The organism is Pseudorhodobacter sp. MZDSW-24AT (assembly GCF_002794355.1).
In the GTDB taxonomy this organism is placed as follows: Bacteria; Pseudomonadota; Alphaproteobacteria; order Rhodobacterales; family Rhodobacteraceae; genus Pseudotabrizicola.
In genome coordinates this window covers 222,194-237,238 of the sequence record NZ_PGOI01000012.1, presented here as the reverse complement: position 1 = coordinate 237,238, position 15,045 = coordinate 222,194, and the positions used below count along the sequence as shown (strand labels likewise).

The window sequence follows — 15,045 nt, the reverse complement described above, 5'->3', positions numbered from 1 at the left end:
AGCATGGCGCGGCGGTGACAGCTCTTGGCGTCGCGGCCGACAGGGTGGAGCGCGCACGCCGGGCCGATCAAGCGCGCGCGGCCCGGGCACGGGCGGTGACACTGGCGGCGCAGCTGGCGCAGGCCGAGGCGCAGCGGCGGCATTGGGAAGCGCAGAGTGCGGCGCGCGCGGTGCTGCGCGTGACCCCGGCGGCGCTGGAGCGGGCCGAGGCGGCGCAGGCGGTGCTGGACCGGCTGACGGCGCAGGATGAAGCGCGGCAGGTGGCGGTGCGTCTGTCCTATACCGGCGCGGCGCGGGTGACGCTGGAGGGGCAGGCGCTGACAGAGAGCGGTCTGCGGCTGCAAGGTGTCACACGGCTGGACCTGCCGGGGATTGGCCAGATGACGATTGACCCCGGCTTGGGCGCGGGCGACGGCTTGGCAGAGCGGATCGGCCGGGCGCGGCAGGATCTGGCGGCAGCACTTGCGGCCTGCGCGGCGCCGGATCTGGCGGCGGCGCGCAGGGCCTTGGCCGAGGCGCAGCGGCTGGACGGGGCCATCGCGGGGGCGCGCGATCTGCTTGCCGCCTTGGCGGACGGCGGGATCGAGGCGCTGCGCGCCCGACTGGCGAGTGCCGAGGCAGAGGCGGGAGAAGGGGCCACAGAGGACGATGACGCGGCGGCGGATGTGGCCGGGCTGGAAGCGGCTTTGGCCGCGGCACAGGGGTTGGCGCAGACCTGCTTGTCGGCGCGCAACGCGGCGGAGGCGCGCCACGGCCAGCTGCGCGAGGCGCGCGCGGGTGCCGTGGCCGCGCTGAAGGCGGCAGAGGAGGCGTTGGAGGCGACCCGCGCCGAGGCGGGCGATCCGCTGGCGCTTGCGGCGGGGCTGTTGGACCAGCGCCGTTCGCAGGAGGCTTTGGCGGAGGCTGAGGCGCAGGCCGCGGCGCGGCTGGCGGCGCTGACGGCGGATGCGCCGGATCTGGAGACCGCGCGCGCGGCGGTGACGCGGTTGCGCGCGGTGGTGGCCGAGCGGCAGAAAGATCGGGCCGCCTGCGACACCGCGCTGGCCGGGATCAACGGGCTGATCGCGGCTTGGGCCGATGAGGGGATCGAGGAAACGTTGGAGGAATTGCGCGGTCGCGCGGCGAGCGCGGAGGCGCGGGCGGGGCGCTATGAGCGCGAGGTGAAGGCGCTGGCCTTGCTGCGCGAGACGCTGACCTCGGCGCGGCGGGCGGCGCGGGACACCTATTTTGCCCCGGTGCTGCGCGAGCTGAACCCGCTGTTGTCGATCCTGCATCCGGGCGCCGCGTTGCAGATGGATGACGCGAGCCTGCTGCCCGTGGCCTTGCTGCGCGACGGGGTGTCGGAAGAGCTGGAGGTGCTGTCCGGGGGCACACGCGAGCAGTTGGCAGTGCTGACCCGCTTGGCCTTTGCACGCCTGTTTGCGCGGGCGGGGCGACAGGTGCCGGTGATCTTGGACGATGCGCTGGTGCACAGTGACGATGACCGGATCGAGGCGATGTTCACCGCGCTGCACCGGGTGGCACAGGATCAGCAGATCCTTGTGCTGACCTGTCGCCAGCGCGCCTTTGCCGCCTTGGGCGGGGTGCGGATGCAGGCGGTGGTGACGCCCCTCTGACGGCGGCAGGGCCGATCAGGGTTTTGGATCGCGGTTTTGCGGCAGCGAGCGGCGGGTGGCGCGCCAGCTGTGCAGGCGTTGGCCGGGACCGGAGGCGAGGGTGCCGCCGACCTTTGGCAGCGCAATGCGTTGCGCGCTGTAGATGGAGCCGTGGCCCGAGGCGGCATAGGCGGTGAAGCAGCCAATGGCGAGCGGGATGGCATGGGTGGCGCCAAAAAGCTCGATCCCCATGATGAAACAAGCCAAGGGCGTGTTGGTCGCCCCGGCAAAGACCGCGACAAAGCCGATGGCGGCCATCAGATCGGTGGGCACGCCCAGCAAAGCGCCCAAAGCCACCCCCAGCGCCGCGCCGATGAAGAACAGCGGTGTGACCTCGCCGCCCTTGAATCCGGCGGACAAGGTGATGACGGTAAAGAGGAATTTCCAGAACCAGCTGGTGTAATCGGTGCCGCCGGGTTCGAAGAATCCAAGGAGCGATGGGTCGCCGGGGAGATCGGTCCAGACGCCAAGGCCCAGATAGGCGCGGGTGTCGAGCAGATAGACGAGCATCAGGATCAGGGCGGCGGCCAAGACCGGGCGCAAGGGGGCATAGGGGAGGAGCCGCGCCCACACCGCGCCCAGCGCATGGGTGGATTCGGCAAAAGCACGGGCGCAAAGGCCAAAGAGCACCCCGGCCAGCGCCACCTTGGCGAGCAAGAGGAGATCGACGCCAAACCACCCCGCGCCTTCGTTGGCGACAAAGACGATGTCGTAATGCACATGGCTGACATTCCATGCCCGCACGGTCCAATCGCCCACGAGGGCCGCGAACAGGGCAGGCAGCAGCGCGCCCATCTGGATGCGCCCGATCATCAGCACCTCGAGCGCGAAGATGGTGCCCGCCAGCGGCGTGCCGAAGACGGCTCCGAAGCCTGCTGCGATGCCGCAGATCAGAAGGGTCCGCCGCGCGTCGGGCGGCAAGGACAGCCGTCGGCCCAAACCGCCGGCCAGCGCGCCGCCGATCTGCACGGCGGTGCCTTCGCGCCCGGCCGAGCCGCCGACCAGATGGGTGAGCACGGTGGAGATCAGGATGAAGGGGGCCATGCGCAGCGGCACCCCCGCGCCGGGCTGATGGATTTCCTCCAAGATCAGGTTGTTGCCGCCGCCGGAGGTGCCGCCAAAACGCTGATAGGCCCAGACCATGGCAAATCCGGCCACCGGCATCCACCAGATCAGCCAAGGGTGGTCGAAGCGCGCCTGTGTGGCGCGGTCGAGCGACCAGAGAAACAGGGCGACGGCGGAGCCGATGGCGATGGCGAGCGGCAGCAGGAGCAGGACCCAAAAGGCGACCGCGCGCAGATGGCGCCACTGGTCCTGAAAGGGGCCGGGGAGGTGCATGGACGTGTCTCCGCGCTGTGCCGCGTTGCCTCGGCGGTGCCTGTTGCGAGGTGCAGGCCGCCAAGCAGCGGCTGCGGCCTGCATGGATCAGGGATCATCTCGGTGAATGCAAGCCTTGTGAGGGCAGAGCGGATCGGCAGTTGTGCGGTGCGTCTGTTTGGCGACGGTTGGGGCGAGGGAGGGCAAAACGGGGGGCAAATGGCGGCGCTGGACGCGGCGGAGACACCTTGTGCTAAAACGCACAGCGCTTGCGCGCGCGCTGACAGTTGCGCGCTGGCGCGCCCTTGTGAAAAAGGGAAAGCGCCTGTCAACACATCGTTTCGAAAACCGGGCGCTGAGAACAGGTTCTGTGCACATCCGCTGGTTGATCCGGACAAAAACTCCTGTAAGCCTTTCTAGACAGGGCTTTGATGGAATCGCAGGGTATGAGTAGCCTCGACAGTTACATTGGACGACGAATCCGGCAGTCTCGATGGGTGCGTGGCATCACCCAGGCGGAGCTTGCGCGGCGTCTGTCGGTTGATGCCGACCAAATTGTTGCTTATGAAAAAGGAACGGCCCATGTTCCGGCCGCCCGGCTGTTTGAGATCTCGGAAGCACTGGACGTGCCGATCGCCAAATTCTTTGAGGGGATCAGCGTGACGCCCGAGTCGGGCCAGACCGGATCGCGTGACGATCTGTCGGCGCGCGAGGCGCAGATCCTTTCGGACTTCAAGCGCATGTCGGACCGCCAGCAAGATGCGATCCTGAGCATGGCCCAGACATTTGCGCGCCGGATGCCGGAAGGGGTGAAGGTGGTGCCGGTGAAGGCGCGAGGAAATCTGAATTGAACGCCGACCTGATTGATCTTGGCAGCGAACCCCGCCACGCGGAAAGCTTTGTCACGTTCCTTGATCAGTTGTGCGACCGTTTCGAGCTTGATCACGCGGCCTATGCCGGAACCAACCCGATTTCGGGATCGGTGCATGGCTATGTGAATTATCCCGATCCGTGGAAGCAGCACTACACCCAGAACGGCCTGCATCGGATTGACCCGACGCTTCTGGTGGCCAGCCGGTCGATCGCGCCGGTGGACTGGAGCCGTCTGGAAAAGACCGAAGGCTTTGCCAAGACCTTCCGCGATGCCAAGGATTTCGGCATCACCGATCGTGGGCTGACCATTCCGGTGCGCGGGCCTTATGGCGACATTGGCATGTTGAGCGTGACGCGCGACTGTTCCGCCTCGGATTGGAAGAAGCTCTCCGAGCACATTCTGCCCGATCTGCAATCGGTGGCGGTGCATGTGCATGACACCGTGATGCGGTCGGATGCGCTGTCGCGTGCGCTGCGCTATCCGGCGCTGTCGACGCGCGAGCGGGAGATCCTGCAGTGGATTGCCGCGGGCAAATCGCAGCAGGACATCGGCGATATCTTGGGCATTTCGCATCGCACCGTGGAAGTGCACTTGCGGTCGGGGCGCGAAAAGCTTTATGCGCTCACCACCCCGCAAGCGGTTGGTCGCGCGATCATGCTGGGTCTGATCTACCCGCTTTGAGCGCAGATTAGTTCGATCTTTACGGGATTCCCCTCATAGTCTTGGTCCCGCCTGACGGTTTAGTGTTGGTCTCACACGGCCTCTAACGTCAGGAAAAAGAAATGATCATCGTGATTGACGCGCTAAACAAAGACCGCTTTGGCGATCTCTTGGATGAAATGTTTCAACTTCGGGCCCGTGTGTTTGGCGATCGGCTGGGCTGGGAAGTCGAGATTGTCGACGGTCGCGAGATCGACCAGTTCGACCGGCTGGACCCGGCCTATGTGATCGGGCTGGACGATGAGGGGCATGTGATCTCTTGCGTGCGCGCCTTGCAGACGACCGGGCCGCACATGCTTTCCGACGTGTTCCAGGTTCTGCTGGATGGCGAGCCGCCGCTGCGCAGTGCCACCTTGTGGGAATCGACCCGCTTCTGCGTCGACACCCAGCGCCTGTGCCGGGATGGGGAAAGCATGAAGGCCGTCTCGATGGCGACCTGCGAGTTGATGATCGGTTCGCTGGAATATGCCCGCCGTTCGGGGATTTCGGACATCATCACCGTGATCGACCCGGTTGTGAACCGGGTGCTGAAACGGTCGGACAACGCGCCTTATGACTATGTCGGCTCGACCAAGCAGATGGGCAAGGTTCCGGCGATGGCCGCGCTGCTTGACTGCACGGAAGAGCGGATCAGCCGTGTGCGCGCCTTTGCGGGCATCCAGCATGATGTCTTTGCCTCGGATGATGCGGTCCGCGCCTTGCTGGACAGCCGCGAGGACGCCGGTTCGGTGAGCGCGGATGTGGCGGAATGGCTGGCGCTGATGTCGCAACCGCAAGAGCCGGAGGTGCCCGTGCTGCCCGAGGATATTCGCGACTATTGCCGCGCCCAGATCGAAAGCGCAGAGACGGATGCCGACCGCGCCGCTGCCTTGCGCCTTGTCGAAATTCTGGTGCGCGAGCGCATCTATCCGGCCACGCATCAGCTGGTTGCGCAGGGCTGACCCCCGTCGCACTGCTGCGGATCAGGCGGTCGCGCCTGATCTGCGCAAGGCGCAAAGGCCAGATCCGCTGCCGCCTGACCGTTGCAGGCGGTGACAGAGGGGCCTGTGTTGAGGATCCGCGCGCTGGCGACGGTTCGAGCCCGCGCGCAAACGCACGCCGCGGGTTATGAGAGGGCGGGCGTTATGAGGGGACGGGCCCTGACGCCGAACCCTCTCCGCTCCCTTTGGGTCGGGACCGAGCACCTGCGCCTTGCGCCGGTGCGCTCCGGCATTTCAGAACCCGCTTTGGGCGGTCGGGCGAAGGGGCGCTTCCTTCCGCCCTCAGGGCCTTTTGTGATTGCCCTTAGGGCTTTACCCCTCTGCCCGTTCCACGTCGCCCTTTGTTTTGCAAAAACCGCATCTTCGCCGAAATCATCGCCCTTGGGGTTGGAGACCCGTCCCGCGTGCCCCATGGGGTGGGCGCGGATCGCTTGTCTTTGAGCATGTGCTGCGTCACAGGTGCCCTGCGCGGATGGCACGAGCGGGCTGCCGGATCATTTTGCAAAGCAGGCTTTGCCGCTTGGGAAGATCACAGCAGATGATGGATCGCGATTAGAGCGGGTATAGGGGCAAGCGTCACCGCTTCCCCTGTAGCTTTGCAAAATCCTGAGGATTTTTGGCTCCGGCGGTAGGGATCGAACCTACGACCAATTGATTAACAGTCAACTGCTCTACCGCTGAGCTACGCCGGAACACGAGGGGGTGTATAGCCATGTGTTTCGGGGGCGGCAAGGGGCATTTCGGGAAAAAATGTCACTTTGGGGCAGATCGGGTGAAAATAGTTTCGGGGCCCAAGGGCAAGGCGCAGGTGATGTGATTTCTGTCCATGAGATCAAGCAGATGGGCGAGAACGTTGCGTTGCGCGGCGGGCAGGAGCGGGGCAGGCGTGCTGTGGTAGATGCGCCGGGTGAGGGCTTGGGCGGTGGCTGGCGCGTGGCTGAGCGCCAAGAGCACTTCGGCCTCGCGGCTTTGGCGGTGGGTGAGCAAATCAGCCAGCCGTTCGGCCACCCGGGTGACCTCGGGGCCGTGGCCCGGCAGCATCAACGACCAAGGCGCGGCGGCGAGGCGGGCCAGCGAGGCCATATAGGCGCCCATGTCACCATCGGGGGGGGAGATCAGGCTTGAGGCCCAGCCCATGGCGTGATCGCCGGAGAAGAGCACATCGCCAAAGGCGAGACAGATGTGCCCGCCCATATGGCCGGGGGTGTGAATCACCCGCAGATGCGTGCTGCCACAAGGGATTTGGGCGCCATCGGGCAGGCTGTGGTCGGGACGGAAGGCGGTGTCGACGCCTTCGCCGCCACCGGGAAGGCCAGCGGTCGCGAGCCGCTGCATCAGCGGGCTGCGGCCAGCAGTGGCATCGCCAAAGGCCAGCACCGGTGCCCCGCTGCGCGCGGCGACGCGCGGGGCTGCGGCGGAATGGTCTTTATGGGCATGGGTGACGACGATGGCCGCGAGCCGTTCCCCCGGGGCGAGGGCGGCCTCAAGCGCGGCGAGATGGGCGGGATCATCCGGGCCGGGATCGAGAAGAATCAGATCCTTGCCTTCACCGATCAGATAGCTGTTCGTGCCCGGCCCTGTCATCGGTGAGGGGTTGGGGGCGAGGAGGCGGCGAATCTGGGGGGCGATCTGGCTGATCTTGCCGGGCTGCATCGGTGCGCGCTTTCCTTTGGCCTGTCCGGCGGCTAGGCTAAACGCATGCGCCTGAGCCTCAAGCCCTTTTTGCCCCGCAGCCTGTTCGGCCGTGCCGCGCTGATCCTGATCGTGCCGACGGTGACGATTCAGCTGATCGTGTCGATCGCCTTTATCCAGCGGCATTTCGAGGGGGTGACCCGGCAGCTGGTGCATGGGGTGGTGGTCGATCTGGGGCTGTTGCGGCAGGCGGTGGAGGCGGCGCCCAGTCTGGAGGCGGCACTGGCGGCGGCGCAGCCCTTGGCGCGTGCGGTGGAGCTTGGGCTGGAGTTGCCCGCGCTGGCGGTGGCGGAGGCGGATCGCCGGGCTTGGGGCGACCTGACGGCGGGGGCGGTGATCGCAGAGCTGCGGGGACGCTTGCCCAATGTGGTGTCTATCGATCTTGCCAGCGTGCGCGGCACGGTGCTGTTGACAGAGGACACGCGGTTCGGGCCGATGCGGGTTTCGGTGCCGCGGGGGCGGGTTTCGGCGTCTAACCCGCATCAGCTGTTGGTGATCATGCTGCTGGCCTCGGTTCTGATGACGCTGATCGCCTATCTCTTCCTGCGCAATCAGTTGCGGCCCATCAAGCGCCTTGCGGAGGCGGCGGAAGCCTTTGGCAAGGGGGAGACGGTGCCTTATCGGCCGCGCGGGGCGCTGGAGGTAAGGGCGGCGGGGGCGGCGTTTCTGGACATGCGCGGGCGGATCGAGCGGGCGATCGAGACCCGCACGCTGATGCTTTCCGGGGTGAGCCATGACTTGCGCACGCCGATCACCCGGTTGCGGCTGGGGCTGTCGATGCTGCCCGAGGATGAGGAGGTGGTGGCGCTGCTGTCGGATGTGCGCGAGATGGAGCGGCTGGTGGATGAATTCCTGGCCTTTGTCCGCGGCGATGCGATGGAGGATTCTGTCGAGGCCGATCCGGTGGAGATTGCCGGGCGGATCGCGGACAATGTGGCGCGCTCGGGCGGGCATCTGGAGTGGGAGTCGCGGCTGCCCGGGCCGCTGCTGCTGCGCTTGCGCCCGCAGGCGGTGCAGCGGGCGGTGGAGAATCTGGTGGGCAATGCGCAGCGCCATGGCAGCCGGGTGCGGCTGACGCTGTCTGCGACGGAGCGGGGCTTGCGCTTTGTGGTGGAGGATAACGGCCCCGGCATCCCCGAGGCGCAGCGCGAGGCGGCGATGGCGCCCTTTGCGCGGTTGGGGGCGGCGCGTGACCCCAACCGGGGCGGAGGCGTGGGTTTGGGGCTGTCGATTGCCGCCGATGTGGCGCGCAGCCATGGCGGGCGGCTGGTGCTTGGGCGGTCGGAGGATCTGGGGGGCTTGCGCGCCGAGTTGATGCTGGCGCGCTAAAGCACGACGAGTTGATGCTGGCGTGCTAAAGCACGACGGGTGCGCCCAGCGGGGTGATGACGCGCCCCCCCGCCGCATGGGCATCTTCGGCATCATGGGTCACGAGAATGGCCGCAAGGCCGGTGTCGCGGATGCGGCTGAGCACAAAGCCGCGGATCTGGGCGCGCAGGCCCGCATCGAGCCGTGAAAAGGGTTCATCGAGCAAGAGCGCGCAAGGCTGTGCGAGAAGCGTGCGCATGAGCGCCACGCGGGCGCGCTGACCGCCCGAGAGGGTGGCGGGATCGCGGTCGGCAAAGCCTGCAAGCTCGGCCTGTGCGAGGGCGGCTTCGACCCGGGCGCGGCGGGTGGCGCGGCCCTTGATGGCGGGGGGCAGCGCGAAGGCGAGGTTGGCCCCGACTGAGAGATGCGGGAAAAGCACATCATCCTGAAACAGCAGGCCGACGCGGCGCTGATGTGGTGGCAGGGTGGTGATGTCGCGTCCTTGAAGGATGATGCGGCCCTGTTGCCGGAAAGCGGGGGCGAGGGTGCCCATGATGGCGGACAGTGCAGTGGATTTGCCCGAGCCCGAGGGCCCCATGATGGTAAGCACCTCGCCGGGGGCAACGGAGAGATCGAGCGCCACCACGGGGGTGGTGCCTTGATCGATGCGCAGATCTTGCAAGGTGAGCGTGCCGGTCATGATGTCACCGCCATACCGCGCCGATGGCGGAAGACAAGGGCGGGCAGCAGAAGCGCGAGCGCAAAGCCCAAGGCGGGCAACAGCATTTGCAGCAGGGCATAGGCTCCGATCAGGCGGCGGTTGCCGCCCGAAGACAGGGCGACGGCCTCGGTTGTGAGGGTTTCGACGCGGCCGCCGCCGATGAGCAGCGTGGGCAAGTATTGCCCGACCGAGACGGCGAGGCCGACCGCTGCCGCCGTCAGCACCGGGCGCAGCAGCATGGGCAGGCGCAAGCGCCAGAAGACGCGGGCGGGAGAGGCGCCAAGCGAAAGGCCTGCCACCGAGATGCGGTTGTCCCATGCGCGGTAGGCCGGCGCGAGGGAAAGAAAGACATAAGGCAGCACGAAGACCAGATGCGCGGCGGCAACGGCGAGCCAATGGCCTTCTGCCCCGCTGCGCAGGGCCGCGGCTTGCAGGCCGGGCAGGAAGGCCACCTGCGGCACCAGCAGCGGCAGGTAGAGCACCCAGAGCGCGCCTGCGCGGGGGGAGAGACCGTGGCGATGTTCGGCCTCGAGACAGGCGAGGACGAGAGCGAGGGACAGGCCCGTGGCCGTGGCGGCGATGCCAAGCGTCAGCGCGCCGGTGCGGATGAGATCGGGAGCGGCGCGCATCCAGGTGCGCATGGTAAGGCTTTCGGGCAGCGCGTCGGGGAACTGCCAGAGCCCGGCGACCGACCAGACGGCAAGGCTTGCAAGCCCGAGGATCAGGGCTCCTGCGGTGAGACTGCCGGTCAGGATGGCCAGCCCGCGCAAGGCCGGATCGACCAGATGGGCGCGCAGGCCCGCTTCGGCCAGACGGATGAGGGCGTGCCGGGCGATGCGTTCGGCCCCCACCCACAAAAGGAGCGCTGCGAGCACGGCCGCCAGTTGCAGCATCGCCCCGGCGGCGGCGGTGGACTGGCCTTGGAGCATCGGATCGGCCATCCAGATCACCACCTGCGCGGAGAGCGTGGCGGGACGGGTCGGGCCAAGGATCATCGCCATTTCGACGGCGGTCATCGAATAGGCAAGAACTGCATAAACGGGCAGGCGCAACTGACTGTAAAGGCTTGGCAATACGGAAACGAGAAAAGCCGCGATCCGCCCGGCGCCCAAGGATTGCGCCACGTTCAGGCGCCGCGCGACATCGGTTTGTGGCAAGGCCGCAAGCGCCATGAGGAAGAGGAACGGCACCTCTTTTGCGACAAGGCCAAGCGTCAGCGAGAGCCCGTAAGGGTCGTTCAGAATGAGAAGATCGGGCGGGTGCGCCCAGCCGGTGGCCCAAGGCGACAGGAGGCGCGCGATCCAGCCGGACGGGGCGATCAGAAAGGCAAGCCCCAGCGCCGCCGCCGCATGCGGGACTGACAGGAGCGGGGCGAGCAGATGTTGGATCAGGGCAAAGACCCGCGTGCCCCAGAGGCTTGCCACCAAGAGGAGCGTGATCCCAAGCGAGAGCGCGGTGGCGGCAAGCCCGGTGGTGAGGGAAAGCCGCAAGGCAGGCCAGAGGCCCGGCCAATCAAGAAGGGCGCGAAACCCTTTGGCATCATTGGAAAATGCGGGGATGAGCGTGCCCAGCAGGCCTGCCGCGACCGGCCCCGCCAAAAGCGCCAGTGTGAGGCGGGGGGCCCACCGCAGCAGGCCGCCCGAGATCATTGGGCGACGCCGTAGCGTTGGATCCAGTCTTGGCTGATGCGGACCATCCAGCTGCCATGCGGTTCAAGGAGCGCAGGCCCAAGATCGGCAGGGGAAAGCGTGGCAATGCCCAGTTCCAGCGCGTCAAAACGGGTTCGGTCGGCTGGGGAGAGCGCGTCGAGGTTCAGAACGGTCTGGAAGCCCAGCACGGCAGGGTCTTGCGCACGGGCCTGAATCTCGGGGTCGAGGAGGAGATTGGCCACCACTTGGGCGCCCGCCTGATGCGCGGCGTTGAAGGGGATCGCCACGAAGGAGGCATTGCCGATTGTGCCCCCTTCGAAGGTGAAGGTGCGCACGCTATCGGCCAGATTGCCTGCTGCGATTTCGGCGCTGGCGCGGCCGGGGTTGAGCGCGAAGCCAATGTCGATTTCAGCGTCGGCCAGCAACTGCCCCAGCGCGGGTTCGTTTTGCGGGTAGGCCTTGCCCGCGCGCCACAAGGCGGGGGTCACCTCATCGAGCCAGGCCCACATCGGGGCCATGGTCTGTTCATAGGTGGCTTCGTCCAGCGGCGCCTGCATCACGGAAGGATCGGCGAGCGTGCCATAGGCCACTTGTTTGAGAAAGGTGGCGCCGAGGTAATCGGGCGGCTGCGGATAGGTGAAGCGCCCGGGGTGGGCGAGCACCCAGTCTTTCAGCGCCTCAAGGGTGCGGGGCGGCTGCGGCAGACGGCTGCTGTCATATTCAAACACGAGCTGCGCCATCGCCCAAGGCGATTCATAGCCTTCGGTGGGCAGGGTGAAATCGGTGACCACGGCGGGCTTGCCCGCGACATCGACATAAGTCCAGTTCGGCAGGTTTTCGGCGAAGGGGCCAAAGAGCAGGCCTTGATCCTTCATGGCGGCAAAATTCTCGCCATTGATCCAGATGAGATCGACCGCGCCGCCCGTGAGCGTGCCGGCATTGCGTTCCCCCAGCACGCGGGCGACGGCATCGGCGGTGGAGGCGAGTTTCACATGCTCGAGCTTCACGCCGTGGCGGGACTGCGCCTGTTCGCCCACATAGGCGATGAAATCATTGATCTTGGGGTCACCGCCCCATGCGTGCCAATAGACCGTCTGGCCTCGTGCCGCCTCGAGAATGTTGTCCCACGCGGTTTGTGCATGGGCGGGAAGGGCAAAAAGGCTGGCTGCGGCGAGCAGAAAATGGCGTCTGAGCATGGTCATCCCTGTGTAAGGGCCGAAGGTGTGGCCACAAGCCTGCTTGTCGCAGGATATGGCATTGGGATATGCAGGGCATCGCCTTGGTGGCAAGGGATATTCTGGCCAGACACTTGTTCGTGACGGGCAGACACATTCGCGCCAGCCGCTGTAACGCGAGGCCGTTTTTGACGAAGCAGGAGCGTGGCAGGAAAGGATTTTCGCATGCTGGACGGGGTGATGCGCCGCCTGATCGATCCGCCCTTGAACCGGGCGGGGCATTGGCTGGCCGCGCGGGGGGCGACGGCGGATGGCGTGACGCTGCTTGGCCTTGGCTTTGGTCTGGCGGCGGCGGCGATGCTGGCCGTTGGCCTGCCGGGCTGGATGGCTTTGCTGCCGCTTTTGCTGGGCCGTCTGCTGGACGGGCTGGATGGCGCGGTGGCGCGCGCAACGTTCAAGACCGATTTCGGCGGATATTTCGATATCTTTTGCGACTTCGTGTTTTACGCGGCGATTCCGCTGGCCTTTGTGCTGCGCGATCCGGCTGCGAACGGGGTGGCGGGGGCCTTTTTGCTGGCGGCGTTTTACACCAATGCGGCGAGCTTTCTGGGCTATGCGATCATTGCGGCCAAACGGCGGATGACGACCACGCAGCAAGGCGAGAAATCGCTGTATTATGCCGTTGGATTGCTGGAAGGCACCGAGACGATCGGGTTTTTCGTGCTGCTGTGCCTGTTCCCGGCCCTGTTTCCCGAGGCGGCCTTGATTTTCGGCGGGCTGTGTCTGGTCACCGCGGCCGCCCGTGTGGTGCTGGGGCGGCGCGCGTTTTTCGATGCGCCCTCCGGTCGGGATTAGACGAGGGCGCGCGCGGCCTGATGAAAGCGGAAGAAGCCATGCGTTGCATGTGGCCAAAGCGCGGCATCATAAGGGCGCATCGCCCGCACGAGACGGATGTTTTCCGCCGCGAGCCGTTGGTCGAGATCGGTGAGCAGATCGGCCACGGGGCCAACCGGGGCGAAGGGCGTGACGACTTGCAGGGCTGCCGTCTGCCGTGCCCAAGCCACCACCGCATCCACCGCGCCCGGGCCGTGCACCGGACCATGCAAAGAGGCCAGATCGGCGCTGTGGCGCTGAATGCAGTCTTCCACGCCTTGGCGCAGGAAATCCTTGATGAGCGGCGAGACCGGGCGCGGGGAGCGCGCCTCGGGATCGAGCAGGAAAGCGGTCGAGAGGGGGCGCAGCCCGGCGTTTAACAGCCAGTCCGGTGACAGATCTTCCTCGTGCAAAAGCAAGGCGGTGGGAAGGCCATGGTCCCAAGCGCCACCTTGCGGGCAAGGGCCTGCGGGTGGATTTGCGGGGCCGCTGATCGGGAAATCCTGCGTCGCAAGGCCCTTGGGCCAATAGCGCCCGTCGCTGAGCGTGGTGATCGCCTCGGCCTTGGCGAGATAGGTTTTGCCAGGCGTGTGCAGGCCCGCCACCCAGCGCCAGGACAGGGTGTTCGACGCGGGATCGCCGTCAAGGAGGTGGCGCAGGAAGAAATCGGCCCCGAGTTGCCACGGCAGATGCAAGGTGAAGATCCAGATCGAGGCAAAACACATGCGCTGATGGTTGTGCATATAGCCGGTGGCGACCAAGTCGCGCGCCCAATCATCAAAGCCATCGATCCCGGTTTGTCCGGCGCAGGCGGCCTCATGCGTGCGGGCAAGATCGCGGTCACGGTCGAGTCGGGCGAGCGCGGCGTGCACCGCCGCCCGCGTCTCACGCCAGACCTGCGGGCGCATTTCGAGCCAGCCCTTCCAATAGGTGCGCCAAAGCACTTCGGACACGAATGTATCGGCCTCGGCCCCATGGGCGGCGCGGACGGCGTGGATCACTTCGGCTTCGGTGAGAATGCGGCTGCGCAGATAGGGCGAGAGTTGCGACACATGCGGATGCCCCGGCCGGTGCAGGTTGCGCCGTATGGCGTAATCCTTGCCCGCCAGAGGCAGGAAGCGATGGAGCTGCGCCAAGGCGCTGTCGCGGGTGGCGGTGGGGTGGGGAAAGGGGGTCTTCATCGTGGCCCGCAGCTAGCCCGGTTCCGCGCAGGATCAAGGGCAAGGCTGCACAGAGGCTCTGCACCGCGATGGCGGGGAAAAAACCGGGTGCCCTTGCAGCCCCCGCATCGCCCCACTAAGACTCTGTCAATGACCGCCCCGTATTTACCTTGCAGACATCCAAGAGGCAGGCCCCATGCGCGACCCCGTTGATCACTACATGAATACCCTTGTCCCCATGGTTGTCGAACAGACCAGCCGGGGCGAGCGGGCTTATGACATCTTTTCGCGCATGCTGAAGGAGCGGATCATCTTTCTGTCCGGCCCGGTGCATGATGGCATGTCCAGCCTGATCTGCGCGCAACTGCTGTTTCTTGAGGCGGAAAATCCGTCGAAGGAAATCAGCATGTATATCAACAGCCCCGGCGGCGTGGTGACGAGCGGGCTGTCGATCTATGACACCATGCAATACATCAAGCCCAAGGTCAGCACGCTTGTGATCGGGCAGGCGGCCTCGATGGGCAGCCTGTTGCTGACCGCCGGGGAAAAGGGCATGCGCTTCAGCCTGCCCAACAGCCGGGTGATGGTGCACCAGCCTTCGGGCGGGTATCAGGGGCAGGCGACGGATATCATGATCCATGCCCGTGAGACCGAAAAGCTCAAGCGCCGCTTGAACGAGATTTATGTGCATCACACCGGCAACAGCTATGAAACGGTGGAGGCGGCGCTGGAGCGCGACAATTTCATGTCGGCCGAAGATGCCAAGGCGTGGGGCCTGATCGACGAGATCGTGGCCAGCCGTGGCAAGGTGGATGACACGACGAAGTGACACCTTGCCCCCCGGGCGGCGCGTCCGGGGGGCAATTTGACATTGTGGAGGGTTGTGGCTTGGCCTAGACTTTCCGTTGACAAGGCTTGAGG

13 protein-coding genes and 1 tRNA gene are annotated in these 15,045 nt (G+C 66.2%); 7 read left to right on the top strand and 7 right to left on the bottom strand.

Annotated elements, in window-relative coordinates; all coding sequences use genetic code 11:
* On the top strand, positions 1-1,616 hold a 1,616-nt coding region (locus CUR21_RS18680), incomplete at its 5' end, for an ATP-binding protein (RefSeq protein WP_369802544.1).
* Positions 1,617-1,631: 15 nt separating this feature from the next.
* Here CUR21_RS18680 and CUR21_RS16680 read toward each other — a convergent pair.
* Positions 1,632-2,993: a chloride channel protein gene (locus CUR21_RS16680; RefSeq protein ID WP_100198197.1), complete on the bottom strand. Its 1,362-nt coding sequence runs from the start codon at positions 2,991-2,993 to the stop codon at positions 1,632-1,634.
* A 425-nt stretch (positions 2,994-3,418) separates the two neighbouring features.
* Between CUR21_RS16680 and CUR21_RS16675 the strand changes: the two genes are divergently transcribed.
* From CUR21_RS16675 to CUR21_RS16665, 3 genes are all read left to right on the top strand, one after another.
* Positions 3,419-3,823 (top strand): helix-turn-helix domain-containing protein, encoded by a 405-nt coding sequence (locus tag CUR21_RS16675; RefSeq protein ID WP_157792050.1) that lies wholly within the window; start codon positions 3,419-3,421, stop codon positions 3,821-3,823.
* Positions 3,820-4,527, top strand: coding sequence for a LuxR family transcriptional regulator (locus CUR21_RS16670; protein ID WP_232622838.1), 708 nt, complete (start codon positions 3,820-3,822; stop codon positions 4,525-4,527). The genes CUR21_RS16675 and CUR21_RS16670 overlap by 4 nt, the downstream gene beginning before the upstream one ends.
* Before the next feature lie 101 nt (positions 4,528-4,628).
* Positions 4,629-5,507: an acyl-homoserine-lactone synthase gene (locus CUR21_RS16665; RefSeq protein WP_100198195.1), complete on the top strand. Its 879-nt coding sequence runs from the start codon at positions 4,629-4,631 to the stop codon at positions 5,505-5,507.
* Between the two features lie 656 nt (positions 5,508-6,163).
* Here CUR21_RS16665 and CUR21_RS16660 read toward each other — a convergent pair.
* Together CUR21_RS16660 and CUR21_RS16655 are read right to left on the bottom strand one after the other, a co-directional pair.
* Positions 6,164-6,238, bottom strand: a tRNA-Asn gene (locus CUR21_RS16660).
* Between the two features lie 61 nt (positions 6,239-6,299).
* Entirely contained in the window at positions 6,300-7,199 is a 900-nt protein-coding gene (locus CUR21_RS16655) for an MBL fold metallo-hydrolase (RefSeq protein ID WP_232622837.1), read from the bottom strand.
* A 45-nt stretch (positions 7,200-7,244) separates the two neighbouring features.
* Here CUR21_RS16655 and CUR21_RS16650 point away from each other — a divergent pair, with 45 nt between their 5' ends.
* On the top strand, positions 7,245-8,567 hold the full coding sequence (locus CUR21_RS16650) for an ATP-binding protein (RefSeq protein WP_100198194.1): 1,323 nt from the start codon (positions 7,245-7,247) through the stop codon (positions 8,565-8,567).
* Between the two features lie 25 nt (positions 8,568-8,592).
* Here the strand turns inward: CUR21_RS16650 and CUR21_RS16645 are convergent, their stop codons facing one another.
* Genes CUR21_RS16645 through CUR21_RS16635 form a run of 3 tightly spaced genes read right to left on the bottom strand, consistent with a single transcriptional unit; the run spans position 8,593 to position 12,112 of the window.
* Entirely contained in the window at positions 8,593-9,246 is a 654-nt protein-coding gene (locus CUR21_RS16645; protein ID WP_100198193.1) for an ATP-binding cassette domain-containing protein, read from the bottom strand.
* The gene (locus CUR21_RS16640) at positions 9,243-10,916 is read right to left on the bottom strand and encodes an ABC transporter permease (protein WP_100198192.1); all 1,674 of its coding nucleotides are present in this window, start codon (positions 10,914-10,916) and stop codon (positions 9,243-9,245) included. Before CUR21_RS16640 ends, CUR21_RS16645 begins: the two co-directional genes overlap by 4 nt.
* Positions 10,913-12,112, bottom strand: a complete 1,200-nt coding sequence (locus CUR21_RS16635) for an ABC transporter substrate-binding protein (protein ID WP_232622836.1) — start codon at positions 12,110-12,112, stop codon at positions 10,913-10,915. Before CUR21_RS16635 ends, CUR21_RS16640 begins: the two co-directional genes overlap by 4 nt.
* Before the next feature lie 204 nt (positions 12,113-12,316).
* Between CUR21_RS16635 and CUR21_RS16630 the strand changes: the two genes are divergently transcribed.
* The gene (locus CUR21_RS16630; protein WP_100198190.1) at positions 12,317-12,946 is read left to right on the top strand and encodes a CDP-alcohol phosphatidyltransferase family protein; all 630 of its coding nucleotides are present in this window, start codon (positions 12,317-12,319) and stop codon (positions 12,944-12,946) included.
* Here the strand turns inward: CUR21_RS16630 and CUR21_RS16625 are convergent.
* Positions 12,943-14,145 carry an FAD-binding domain-containing protein gene (locus CUR21_RS16625; RefSeq protein WP_100198189.1) on the bottom strand — a complete coding sequence of 401 codons (1,203 nt, stop codon included), beginning with the start codon at positions 14,143-14,145 and terminating at the stop codon, positions 12,943-12,945. The genes CUR21_RS16630 and CUR21_RS16625 overlap by 4 nt on opposite strands.
* A gap of 175 nt (positions 14,146-14,320) precedes the next feature.
* Here CUR21_RS16625 and CUR21_RS16620 point away from each other — a divergent pair, with 175 nt between their 5' ends.
* Positions 14,321-14,953 carry an ATP-dependent Clp protease proteolytic subunit gene (locus CUR21_RS16620; RefSeq protein ID WP_100198188.1) on the top strand — a complete coding sequence of 211 codons (633 nt, stop codon included), beginning with the start codon at positions 14,321-14,323 and terminating at the stop codon, positions 14,951-14,953.
* Positions 14,954-15,045: the final 92 nt, after the last annotated feature.